The organism is Massilia sp. NBRC 108631 (genome assembly GCF_059704565.1).
On the sequence record NZ_BAAKJE010000221.1, the window covers coordinates 1 to 11,872 of the forward strand.

8 protein-coding genes are annotated in these 11,872 nt (G+C 69.0%); 3 read left to right on the top strand and 5 right to left on the bottom strand.

Annotated features, from left to right (window positions below):
- The 3 genes from AC6H42_RS23900 to AC6H42_RS23910 all read right to left on the bottom strand — a co-directional run.
- On the bottom strand, positions 1-404 hold a 404-nt coding region (locus tag AC6H42_RS23900; protein WP_497549109.1), incomplete at its 3' end, for a response regulator.
- A complete protein-coding gene (locus tag AC6H42_RS23905) occupies positions 401-1,531 on the bottom strand; it encodes a response regulator (RefSeq protein ID WP_057155283.1) in 1,131 nt (376 codons plus the stop codon). The genes AC6H42_RS23900 and AC6H42_RS23905, both read right to left, overlap by 4 nt.
- Positions 1,528-5,313, bottom strand: a complete 3,786-nt coding sequence (locus tag AC6H42_RS23910; protein WP_497549110.1) for a response regulator — start codon at positions 5,311-5,313, stop codon at positions 1,528-1,530. Before AC6H42_RS23910 ends, AC6H42_RS23905 begins: the two co-directional genes overlap by 4 nt.
- Before the next feature lie 96 nt (positions 5,314-5,409).
- Between AC6H42_RS23910 and AC6H42_RS23915 the strand changes: the two genes are divergently transcribed.
- Positions 5,410-8,529, top strand: a complete 3,120-nt coding sequence (locus AC6H42_RS23915) for a diguanylate cyclase (RefSeq protein ID WP_497549111.1) — start codon at positions 5,410-5,412, stop codon at positions 8,527-8,529.
- A 78-nt stretch (positions 8,530-8,607) separates the two neighbouring features.
- Here the strand turns inward: AC6H42_RS23915 and AC6H42_RS23920 are convergent, their stop codons facing one another.
- A complete protein-coding gene (locus tag AC6H42_RS23920) occupies positions 8,608-9,516 on the bottom strand; it encodes an RNA polymerase sigma-70 factor (RefSeq protein WP_057155327.1) in 909 nt (302 codons plus the stop codon).
- Between the two features lie 206 nt (positions 9,517-9,722).
- On the opposite strand from AC6H42_RS23920, the gene AC6H42_RS23925 reads away from it, so the two are divergent.
- Positions 9,723-10,604 carry a helix-turn-helix transcriptional regulator gene (locus AC6H42_RS23925; protein ID WP_082551794.1) on the top strand — a complete coding sequence of 294 codons (882 nt, stop codon included), beginning with the start codon at positions 9,723-9,725 and terminating at the stop codon, positions 10,602-10,604.
- A gap of 104 nt (positions 10,605-10,708) precedes the next feature.
- Positions 10,709-11,149, top strand: coding sequence for a hypothetical protein (locus AC6H42_RS23930; RefSeq protein WP_157200919.1), 441 nt, complete (start codon positions 10,709-10,711; stop codon positions 11,147-11,149).
- 18 nt (positions 11,150-11,167) lie between these two features.
- Here the strand turns inward: AC6H42_RS23930 and ypfJ are convergent.
- Positions 11,168-11,872, bottom strand: a 705-nt coding sequence (gene ypfJ / locus AC6H42_RS23935) for a KPN_02809 family neutral zinc metallopeptidase (RefSeq protein ID WP_497549112.1), incomplete at its 5' end; no start/stop codon positions are given.

An 11,872-nucleotide genomic window follows, 5' to 3' on the forward strand; every position in this document is an offset into this window, starting at 1 on the left:
GGCGCCGTGCCGGGTGCGCGCACCCGGCGGCTCAAGGCGCCGGCGATCTTGTCTTCCAGCCGCTGGCGCGTGTACGGCTTGACCAGCAGGTCGGACACGCCGCTGCCGATGGCTTGCGCTATGCGCTCCCGGTCCGCGTCGGCCGTCACCATCACCATGGGGATGTGGGCCAGCCTGGCGTCTGCGCGGATGTGGCGCAGCAGCGCCAGGCCGTCCATCAATGGCATGTTCCAGTCCGACAGCACCAGGTCGATGGGGCGGCTTTGCAGCAGGCGCAAGGCGTCCGCGCCATTGCCGGCGGTATGCACGTCGAGCGCGCCCAATGCGCGCAGCTGGTTGGCCGTGATCTGGCACATGGCGGGGACGTCGTCCACCACCAGGAAGTTGAGTTTTTCGTAGTTCATTGCGCGTGCAGTTTCAGGTCTTCATCGCTGTCGAGGTAGCGTTCGGCAATGGCTTTGCATTCGGCTTCCAGCGCCACGAAGGCGTCCAGGATGTCGGGGTCGAAGTGGCTGCCGCGTCCTTCGCGGATCAGCGCCACGGCTTTCGCGTGCGGCATCGGCTCCTTGTAGACGCGGCGTGAAATCAGCGCGTCGTACACGTCGGCTATTGCCATCAGGCGCGCCGACAGGGGAATGGCGTCGCCCGCCAGGCCTTCGGGGTAGCCGCTGCCGTCCCATTTTTCCTGGTGCGAGTAGGCGATCTCCTTGGCGCAGCTGAGGAAAGGCACTTCCACGCCCAGCCGCTGCTCGGCGTGAACGATGGCGTCGCGCCCCAGCGCGCAGTGGGTCTTCATGATTTCCCATTCGTCCGGTTCGAAGCGGCCAGGCTTGAGCAGGATGCGGTCGGGGATGCCGACCTTGCCGATGTCGTGCAGCGGCGCGGACTTGAACAGCACCTCGATGTAGGCCGGCGTGAGTTCGGCGGCGAAGCGCGGGTGGTGCTGCAGGTGGTCGGCCAGCAGTTTCACGTACCACTGCGTGCGCAGGATGTGGTTGCCGGTGTCGTTGTCGCGCGTTTCCGCCAGCGAGGCCATGGTGAGAATGGTGACGTCCTGCACCGCGCGCACTTCGTCGGTGCGGCGCGCCACTTCCTTTTCGAGGTAGTCGTTCTTGTCGCGCAGGAAGTCGGCGGAGGCCTTCAGCGTCAGGTGCGTGCGCACGCGCGCCAGCACGATGGGCGGGCTGACCGGCTTGGTGATGTAGTCCACCGCGCCCAGCTTGAAGCCATGCTGTTCGTCCTTCACTTCGGATTTCGCCGTGAGGAAAATAACCGGGATGGCGGCCGTGCGCGGGTCCGCCTTCAACTGGCGGCACACTTCGTAGCCGTCCATCTCCGGCATCATGATGTCGAGCAGGATCAGGTCGGGCGGGACGTCGCCCTGGGCGATCTTCAGTGCCCGTGCGCCGCCTGGCGCCACCTTGACGGTGTAGTCGGCCGACAGCAGTCCGCTCATCAGGGAAAGGTTGTCCGGGGTGTCGTCCACTACCAGGACCACGGGCTTGCGGGTAAAACCGGGAGGATAGCTCATGTTTGCACTTCTTCCAGAACGGCGAGCGCCGTCTCAAAGTCGAATTGGCCGATCGCTTGCTGAAGGCGGCGGATGTGGTCGGGATAGGCGCTGGCCAGCAGCGCCTGGTGTTCCATCAGTACTTTTTCGGCCTGGGCGTCGTCGTCGGACAGCAGGCGCACCAGCTGGGCACGGACGTCGTCGCGCAGAGCGGTATCGACCGTCACCGCTGCTGCGGCGCCGCACGCCTCGGCGGGCAGGGCCGCGTTGATGGCTGCCACTTGCTGGTCGAGCGCGAGCGCGGCGGCGTCCAGCGCGGCGTTCAATGCGTGGCGGCTGGCGGCGTCCCCGCCGCCGAACGCGGCAGCGCCGCAGGCTCTCTCCAGTTCGGCGGCCGCGTCCTGCAAGCCGTCCGCGCCAATGTTGCCTGCCAGGCCTTTGAGCGTGTGGGCCAGGCGTTCTGCCGTGCCGTGGTCGCCGGCATCGGCAGCGATGGCGATCTGTGCGGCGGCGCCGGACTGGTTGGCGACGAAGCCGCGCAGCATGGCCAGGTAGCGCGGCCTTTTTCCCAGCACGCGGCGCAGGCCGGCCTGCATGTCCAGGCCGGAGATGGTGGCGGGCAGCCCGCAGTCATCGCCGGCTTGCGCGCCGTTGCCCTGGTCCGCGCCCTGGAGCGCGCCATGGCCGCCAGCTGCGGCTGTCCCGGCCGACGCGGCATGGCGCGGCGGTATCCAGCGCAGCAGCGCGCGCCACAGCTCGTCCGGTTCGATCGGCTTGCTGACGAAATCCACCATGCCGGCCGCCAGGCATTGTTCACGGTCGCTGTCCATGGCGTTGGCGGTCATGGCGACGATGGGCAGCTGCGCCAGTTCCGGCATGGCGCGCAGCCGGCGGGTCGCTTCCAGGCCGTCCATCTCCGGCATCTGCATGTCCATCAGCACGATGTCGTAGCGCTTCCCGCCTGCCATCTGCAGCACTTCCAGTCCGGTTGCGGCCACCTCCACCAGCAGCCCGGCGTCCTGCAGCAACTCGGTGGCAACCTGCTGGTTCAGCGCATTGTCTTCGGCCAGCAGCACCCGCGCGCCGCCTATCGCCGCCAGCGCGCCGGACATGGATTCGTACAGCGGCGCGCGCGCGGCGCGCAGCGCATATTCCGGATCGTCCTCGTAATCGCCGCCCAGCAGGCGGATCAGGGTGTTCAGCAGCACCGATGGATTGACCGGCTTGACCAGCACGTCCTCGATGCCGGCCGCGCGCGCCTGCGCCAGCACTTCCTCGCGGCCGAAGGCGGTCACCATCGCCAGGCGCGGCGGACGCTCCAGCTTCAGTTCCCGCGCCAGCGCCTGCAGCGCGGCGGCGGTTTCGGCGCCGTTCATGCCCGGCATCTGCCAGTCCAGCAGCACCACGTCGAACGCTTCCGGTGTGCCGGCCGCCGCCCGCACGCGCTGCAGCGCCTCCTCGCCCGACGCCGCCGCGCCGGCTTCAAAGCGCATCGACGCCAGCATGCCGGTTTGCACCGCGCGCGCGTTCTGGTTGTCGTCCACCACCAGGATGCGGCGGCCGCGCAGGTCCGGATGCGGCAGCAGCACCCGGCGCGACGCTTCGCCTATCGCCAGGCTGGCCGTGAACCAGAAGGTGGAGCCCTTGCCATATTCGCTTTCCACGCCCACCGCGCCGCCCATCAGCTCGGCCAGTTTCTTGGAAATGGCCAGCCCCAGGCCGGTGCCGCCGTACTTGCGGGTGGTGGAGGAATCGGCCTGCTGGAAACTCTGGAACAGCTGCGCCATTTGCTGCTGCGTCAGGCCGATGCCGGTGTCGCGCACGGCGAAGCGCAGCAACGCCTTGCCGTCGCCGCTGGCCTGCACCCGCACCATGATGTCCACTTCGCCGCGCTCGGTGAACTTGACGGCGTTGTTGGCGTAGTTGATCAGGATCTGGCCCAGCCGCAGCGGGTCGCCCACCAGGCTGTCCGGCACGTCGCTGGCGACGTCGAACACCAGTTCCAGGCCCTTGGCGTTGACCTTGTCGGCGATCACCGTGGCCACGTTTTCCAGCACCTGGTTCAATTCGAAAGCGGTGTGCTCGACCTGCAGCTTGTCGGCTTCGATCTTGGAGAAGTCCAGGATGTCGTTGATGATGCCCAGCAGGTGCTGGCCGGCGCGCTGTATTTTCTGCACGTAGTCGTGCTGGCGCGGCGTCAGGCCGGTCTTCAGCGCCAGGTGGCTCATGCCGATGATGGCGTTCATCGGGGTGCGGATTTCATGGCTCATATTGGCCAGGAACATGGATTTGCTGCGGGTGGCGTCTTCCGCCGCCTGCTTGGCTGCGCCCAGCGCCTGCGTGGCATTGTGTTCGGCGGTGATGTCGGCCAGGTAGCCGTTCCAGACGTCGCTGCCGTCGGGCTGGTGCGCACAGGTGCAGTGCAGCTCGACCCAGCGTGTGCCCGCGGCGCCGGCATGGCCGCCGAAGGCCAGCCTGCGGTGCAGCGGCCGCTGGTGCAGTGCCGCTTCGGCCACCTGCGCCAGCAGTCCGCCGTGGCCGGCTTCGCCGTCCGGGTCCAGCAGCGAAAACAGCAGGCTGCCGTTGCCCAGCACGTCGTTCGGCTGCAAGCCCGTGATGGCGGTGATGGCGGGACTCATGAAGTTGAACACCGGCCTGCCGTCCACGCCGACGCGGAACTGGTACACCGCCACCGGCAGGTTGTTGGTAATTTCACGCATGCGCTGCTCGTTGTCGAAGCGCAGCCGGCGCGTCGCTTCCTGCTGGCGCTGGCGGCCCGTGACCACCAGCGCCAGCAGCCAGACGGCCAGCAGCGCGCCGGCTGCCACGGCCACATCGCGCCACAGCGGCAGCCACGCGCTGCGGTCCTGCAGCCGCACCACGCGCCACGGGTTGCCGCTGTCGTCCGGCCAGTTCAGCGGGGCCGAGGCCACTGCATGGAAAGCGCCGTTCAGCCACGCCGCTTTGCCTTCGATGCTGAAGTGCAAGTGCTCCGGACCGTCGTCGTCGAACAGGCTGCCGAACTGCTTGCCGCGCACCAGGTCCTCGCGCCGCTCCACGCTCACCTGGCCGGCCAGCTTGAGCAGCCAGGCCGCGCGGTTGCTGGCGAACACCACGCCGTCCGGCGACAGCAGCAGCACCGGGTCGGCGGTGCGTTCCAGCAGGCGGTCGATATCGGCCACCGGCATCTTGATGGCATAGGCGCCGGTGATCGGCGTGTCGCGGCTGTTGCCGCCGTGGACCGGGGCCGCGAAGTACAGGCCGCGCTCGCGCGAGGTGCCGCCGATGGCCGGGTAGACCGTGGCTTGCCCGGCCAGCGCGCGCCGCACGTAGGGCCGGAACGCCAGGTTGCGGCCCAGGCCGGAGGCCTTGCCTTCCTTGTTTAGATAAGCCAGGGTGGTGCCGTCGCCGGACAGCACGAACACATTGTCGGCGCCATACTGGTCGATGATGGCGGCGAAGTCGGCGTGGATCTCGTTCGAGTCGAACGCCAGCTTGCCCTCGAGCAGCTGCTTGATGCTGGATTCGACCAGCCCCATCAGGATGGCGCCGCCGATCACCTTGTTTTCGCTGCTTTCACCCTGCACTTTGGAGGCCAGTTCGCTGGTGGCGGCGGCCAGCTCGCTGCCGTGCTGCTGAAACACGATCTGGCGCTGCAGCAGCACGCAAGCGATCGCCAGGCCCACCGCCAGCACGCCCCAGCGGAAGCCCGCGCTGCGCGGCCGCAGCACGCGTTTCAGCAACCGGGCGGCGCGCCTGGCCGGGCGCTGCGCCGGGGAGGGTGAGGGATTTGAAACGTTCATGGCGGCCGGGTTGACTTTTATTGAGGAAATTATAACGACAAATCGGCGGCGTAGTGTTGCTTCACTGAAAGCGATATGCGTATACTGGCCCCGACCATGAAACTTGCCCCCCTCATCCTTGCCGTCCTGCTGGCCGCCCAGCTTGCCGCAGCCGCGCCGCCCGCAGCAGCTGCGCCGCAGGCACTGGCGTTCAAGCGCGTCGACACGCTGGGGTCGGACGCGCAATCGATCATCGCCATGCTGCAGGACCGGCAGGGTTTCATCTGGATAGGCACGATAGAGGGCGGCCTGTTCCGCTACGACGGCCGGCAGGCGGTGCGCTACCAGAACGACCCGCTCGATCCGCACAGCCTGCCCGGCGGGCGCATCGCGGCGCTCTACAGCGATGAGCAGGGCCGCATCTGGGCCGGCACCGACGAGGGCCTGGTGCGCTACGATCCGGCCAGCGACGGCTTTGTGCGCTACGTGCCGGACTCGGGGCCGAAGAATTACCGCATCGTGCGCCGCATCATCTCCGACGGGGCCGGCGGCATGTGGCTGGCGACCTGGGGCGGCCTGCAGCACTTCAATCCGAAGACCGGCCGCTTCCTGATCCACCAGCACGACCCGGCGCGGCCGGACAGCCTGGCCCACAACGACATCAACGCGCTGGCCATGGACGCGCAGGGTGGAATCTGGGCCGGCACCTGGCCCGGGGGCCTGGATTACCTGGCCCCCGGCAGCAGCAGTTTCGTGCACTACCGCGTGGACGACCCGGCCGCGCCTAGCGTCAAGGGCAACGACGTGCGCGCGCTGCATGCCGACAGCGCCGGCAAACTGTGGATAGGCACGGACGACGGCCTGGTGCTGTGGAAGGCCGGCACGCCCTGGGAGACGCGGCGCCGCTTGCCGCAGCAGACCGGCCGCGTCACCCACCTGGACGAGGACCTGGGCGGCGACCTGTGGATCAGCACCCGCACCGCCGGCGTGTGGCGCTGGGACCGCGCAACGGACACCTTCCAGGTCTACCAGCGCCGCGCAGAGGACAGCCACAGCCTGTCCACCAACGCCATCAACCTCACCATGCACGACCGCACCGGCGCGCTGTGGGTGGGCAGCTTCACGGACGGTGTGAGCCGCGCCAACCTGGGCTACCACGGCTTCGAGCGCATCGTGCCGCGCGACGTGGCGCCGGACGTGTTCAAGGCCAGCAATTTCGTGCGCAGCCTGGGCGCGGCCCCGGACGGCAAGCTGTGGCTGGGCGTGGACGACGGCCTGGTGCTGTTCGACCCGGCCGCGCGCAAGCTGCTGCGGCACTACGCGGCCGACCCGAAACAGCCGGGCACCCTGAGCAACAACGTGGTCTACAGCCTGTACCAGCAGCCGGGCGGGCCGCTGTGGGCCGGCACCTCGCGCGGCCTGAACCGGCTGGAGCGGCCGGACGGGCCGTTCCAGGCGATCCATTTCGGCAGCGGCGGCATCGACTTCATCAACCGCATCGCGCCCGGGCGCGGCGGCGTGCTGTGGCTGGGCACGAGCGCCGGCCTGGTGCGCTACGACACCGCCAGCGGCGCGCACACGGTGCACGCGCACGACCCGCGCGATTCCGGCAGCCGCAGCGTGGACGGCGTGACCACGCTGATGGAGGACAGCGCGGGCAGGGTGTGGACCGGCGAGTTCTTCCGCGGCGGCCTCGATGTGCGCGACCCTGAAACGGGCAAGTTCAGCCGCGTGCGCAGCGACCCGGCCAACGCTGCCACCCTGAGCAGCGACCGCATCACCTGCCTGCACGAGGACGCCGCAGGCAATATCTGGGTGGGCACGGCGCGCGGCCTGAACCGCATCCGCTTCCGCGACGGCAAGATGGAAGTGCGCCGCTTCAGCGCCAAGGGCAGCCTGGGCAAGCAGATGGTGGAGGCGATCCAGTCCGACCGCTCCGGCATGCTGTGGGTCAGCACGGTGGCCGGCCTGTCCAAGCTGGAGCCGGTCAGCGAAAGCGTGACCCACTACTCGGTGGAGGACGGCCTGACCGAAGGCTTCTACCTGGACGCGTCCGCGCGCGGCAGCGACGGCCGCCTGTACTTCGGCAGCACCAGCGGCATCACCAGCGTCAACCCGGCCATCCACAGCAGCGTGTCGCGGCCGCCGCAGCTGGCCATCACCGGCATCAGCCTGCTCAACCGTCCGCTGCGGCCGGGCGCCATGCCGGCCGGCGTGGTGCTGGAAGGCAGCGTGACGGCGCCGCAGTCGCTCACCCTGCCGTGGCACGCCGACGTGCTGACCCTCGAGTTCGCAGCCCTGCACTACGCCGAACCGCGCCGCAACGGCTACCGCTACAAGCTGGAAGGCTTCGATCAATACTGGGTGGAGGCCGACGCCAGCCGGCCTGTCGCGACCTATACCAATCTGAACCCGGGCAGCTACCGCTTGCGCATAATGGGCAGCAACAACAAAGGCCTGGAGAGCAAGAGCGAAGTGGTGCTGCCGATTACCATCACGCCGCCGCTGTGGCAAACCTGGTGGTTCCGCGCCGCGCTGGCGGCCGCCGTGCTGGCGCTGCTGGCGGTGCTGTACCGCTGGCGCGTGCGCCGCCTGACCGCGCGCGCGGCGGGGCTCGAGGCCATGGTGGCCGAGCGCACCCGCGCGCTGCAGGAATCGAACCAGAAGCTGGCCGCGCTGTCGGCCACCGACGCGCTGACCGGCATCGCCAACCGGCGCGGCTTCGACGGCGCCCTGGAGCGCGAATGGCGGCGCGCGGCGCGGCGCGGCGAGGCGCTGGCCGTGGCCATGTTCGACGTGGATCATTTCAAACCCTATAACGACCACTACGGCCACGCCGCCGGCGACGATTGCCTGCGGCGCGTGGCGCAGGCGCTGGCGGGCGGCCTGCACCGCGCCGGCGACGTCGTGGCGCGCTACGGCGGCGAGGAATTCGCCTTCATCGCGCCGGCCGCCAGCGTCGAGGAAGCGTTGCGCATGGCGGACAGCCTGCGGCTGGCGGTGGAGGCGCTGGCGCTGGCGCACGCGCTGTCGCCGTTCGGGCGCGTGACGGTCAGCGTGGGCGTGGCGGCGGCGGTGCCGGCGCAAGGCAGCCCGGCAGGCGGTGGAACAGGGTTGGGTGCGACGCTGGGCGCGGCAGGCGCTGCGGCCGACGGTGCCGCGGCCCTGTTGCACGCGGCCGACCAGGCGCTGTACCGCGCCAAGGCGAACGGCCGCAACCGCGCCGAAGCCGCCTAGCGCGGAACCGCGCCGAAGCCGCCTAGCGCGGAACCGCGCCGCGCCGCTGCATGCCGCTGCCGGCCCGGGCCTGGCGGTTCAGATGGATGGCGGCACGCCGCCCAGCTTGTCCGGATTGCGCACCACGTAGATGCCGGCGATGCTGCCGTCCACCACCAGGAAGGCCAGCGCCGATTCCAGCTTGCCGCCGATATAGCGCAGCATGCCCGGCTCGCCGTTCAGCATGGCCATGCGGTACGCCACCTGGCCCGGATGCTTGTCCAGCGTGCGGCAGAACAGCCGCGTTACGGCGCCGGTGCCGTGGATGATGCGCGGGAAGGACGGCACTTTGCCGCCGCCGTCGCTCACCAGTTCCACGTTGGCCGCCAGCAGCGCCTGGATGGCCGCAGCCTGGCCGCTGCGCGCGGCGTCGAGGAATTTGGCCAGCAGGCTGCGGTGCGCTTCCTGGTCGACGCCGAAGCGCTTGCGGTCCTGCTGCACCCGCTCCTGCGCGCGGTGCACCATCTGGCGGCAGGTCGCTTCGCTCTTGCCCAGCAGTTCGGCCACTTCGCGGTAGTCGTAGTCGAACACCTGGCGCAGCAGGAAGGCGGCGCGCTCGTCCGGCGAGAGGCGCTCCAGCACCCACAGGAAGGCCACGCCCAGCTCTCCGGCCATCTCAGCCTGGGTTTCCGGCGTGCGCTCATCCACTTCGACCAGCGGTTCCGGCAGCCACCAGCCGGCATAGGATTCGCGCTCGGCCTTGGCGGCGCGCAGGCGGTCGATCGACAGGCGGGTGACGATGGTGACTAGCCACGCTTCCGGCGACTGCAGGGCGTCGCGCGCGCTGCCGTCCCAGCGCAGCCAGGCATCCTGTACCACGTCCTCGGCGTCGGCGCGCACGCCCAGCATGCGGTAGGCGATGGAGAACAGGCGCGGGCGCAGCCGCGAAAAGGCGAGCGCGGGATCGGCAACGGCGGCGTTGGCGGTATCGGTAGCGGCGGCAGGCATGGCGGCGTGGATAGTGGAGCGGAAATGCGTAGTATGCACCAGGGCGCACTTATACGTTTGGCCGTGGCAATGCGCGCCGGACATCATAGATAAAAATACCAAATGTTACCGAATAAGTGGCAATTCCCGGTGCTGCGTCCTAAGCTGATAGTTGTATTGGACAGCGGTGGCGGACAGCGGCGTGCGGCAGCGGTGGCGGAGGCGTTATGCAGGCGAGAGATCTGGCGTTGCAATACGATTTGATCGGGCGCCTGTACGATGCCGCCCTGCATGAAGACCATTGGCCCGGCCTGTGTGCCGATCTTGCTGTCGCCTTCGGCGCCCACAACGCGGCGGCGCTGTTGCAGCCGGCCGGCGCCGGCACCGCACTGGCCGGCGCCGATGAGGGCTGGCTGAGCACTTTCCTCCCCCATCTGGAACGCGCGCTGCAAATGCGCAGCCGCCTGGCCCATAACGACCTGGCGGAGCATTGCAGCGTGGCCGCGCTGGACGCGCTGGCCACGGCGGTGGTGCTGCTCGACGCCGGGCTCACGGTGCTGTACGCGAACGGCGCGGCCGGCAGGGTGTTTGGCGCCGAATCGCCGCTGCAGTTGCGCGGCGCGCGCCTGGCGCAGACTGCCTCGCGCGGCGCGCAAACGCTGGCCCACATGGTGCGGCGCGCGGTGCGCTGCCTGGAACCCGGCGCGCTGGGCGGGCCGGCGCAGGCGCCGCAGTCGCTCTGCCTGCCGCGCGGCGGCCATTTGCCGCTGACCTTGTCGGTGGCGCCCTTCATGCTGGCCGGCGGCCGCACGGGTGGCGGCAGGCCCTGCGCCATCGTCATGGCGCGCGACCCGGAAACCGTGACCGCGTCTGCCGAGGTGCTGCAGCAGCTGTTCGAGCTCACGCCGGCGGAGGCTGCGGTGAGCCGGGCGCTGGCGGCGGGGGCCTCGCTGGAAGACATCGCGACGGCCACCGGCGTCACCGTCAACACTGTCAAGACCCACCTGCACCGCGTGTACGGCAAGACCTCGACGCGCCGGCAAGGCGAACTGATCGCCCTGATCCATGGTTCCACTGCCACCTTGCTGCCGCCTCATCCAGTTGGATGACGCCAGCGGCAGCGCGCCTGCCTACAATGAACCGGACCTGCTGCACAAGGCAGGCGGGGATTTAGTCCGGATGGTGGTCCAGCAAAACAGGGATGGTACTTATCATGAAAAAACTAATACTGGCTGCATTATTGGGAGCGGTGTCCATGGGTGCGGGGTGGCTGCCCGCAAGTGCTCAGACCGCACAGCAGGAGGAAACGGTAACCATTCCGGCCCCTCAGCTGAGGATAGACGCGCCGACGCGCCGGCACTACATGGATGAGGCGGATTTCGGCGCCTTCAAGGGCGGCTATGAGCTGTCGAACGGGCAGGTGCTGGTGCTCAAGCGGGTCGGCACGCGCATGTACGCCGAAGTGGGCGAGATGGGGCTGCACCAGATTGTGGCGGTGTCGCCCAACACCTTCGTGGCGCTGGACCAGAAGCTGAAGGTGCGCATCGATATTGACCGGCGCGGCGACGTTGGCGGCGAACTGCTGATGGTGGTACCCGGCAGCAGCGTGGCCGGCGGCGCTCCGGAGCAGCTGCTGCGGGTCGCTTTCCGGTAGCTGGCCGGGCTTGGGCGCTTACAGCTGCTGCTGTGCGTCGAAGGTGTTGCAGCGCGCGGTGTCGCCGCTTTCGATGCCGCGCTTGAACCAGCGCACGCGCTGCTCCGAGCTGCCGTGCGTAAACGAATCCGGCACCACGTGGCCCTGGGACTGGCGTTGCAGCGCGTCGTCGCCGATGGCGGTGGCGGCGTTGAGCGCCGTTTCCACATCGCCCTGTTCCAGGATGCTGCGCGCGCGGTTGGCGTGGTAGGCCCACACGCCGGCGAAGCAGTCGGCCTGCAATTCCAGCCGCACCGACAAGGCGTTGCCCTGGCGTTCGGACGCCCGGCGGCGCTGCTGGTCCACCTTGTCCGAGATCCCGCTCAGGTGTTGCACGTGGTGGCCCACTTCGTGCGCGATCACGTAGGCCTGCGCGAACTCGCCGTTGACCTTGAAGCGTTCCTGCATCAGCTGGTAGAAGCTGAGGTCGATGTAGATTTTCTGGTCGCCGGGGCAGTAGAAGGGGCCGACGGCGGACTGCCCGGTGCCGCAGGCGGTTTCGGTGCTGCCGGTAAATAGCCTGAGCTTGGGCTTGACGTAGGTGCCGCCCTTGGCGCGGAACAGTTCGGTCCACACGTCCTCGGTGTCGGCCAGCACCACGGAAACGAATTTACCCTGCCGGTCGGACGGCGGCGCCGCCGGTTCCGTGCCTTGCTGCTGCACCTGGACCGGCGCGCCGCCGCC

Coding starts and splice junctions, on each gene's coding strand:
- AC6H42_RS23930 (WP_157200919.1), top strand. CDS start 10,709: ATGAAAAAACTAATACTGGCTGCATTATTGGGAGCGGTGTCCATGGGT.
- AC6H42_RS23925 (WP_082551794.1), top strand. CDS start 9,723: ATGCAGGCGAGAGATCTGGCGTTGCAATACGATTTGATCGGGCGCCTG.
- AC6H42_RS23920 (WP_057155327.1), bottom strand. CDS start 9,516: ATGCCTGCCGCCGCTACCGATACCGCCAACGCCGCCGTTGCCGATCCC.
- AC6H42_RS23905 (WP_057155283.1), bottom strand. CDS start 1,531: ATGAGCTATCCTCCCGGTTTTACCCGCAAGCCCGTGGTCCTGGTAGTG.
- AC6H42_RS23910 (WP_497549110.1), bottom strand. CDS start 5,313: ATGAACGTTTCAAATCCCTCACCCTCCCCGGCGCAGCGCCCGGCCAGG.
- AC6H42_RS23915 (WP_497549111.1), top strand. CDS start 5,410: ATGAAACTTGCCCCCCTCATCCTTGCCGTCCTGCTGGCCGCCCAGCTT.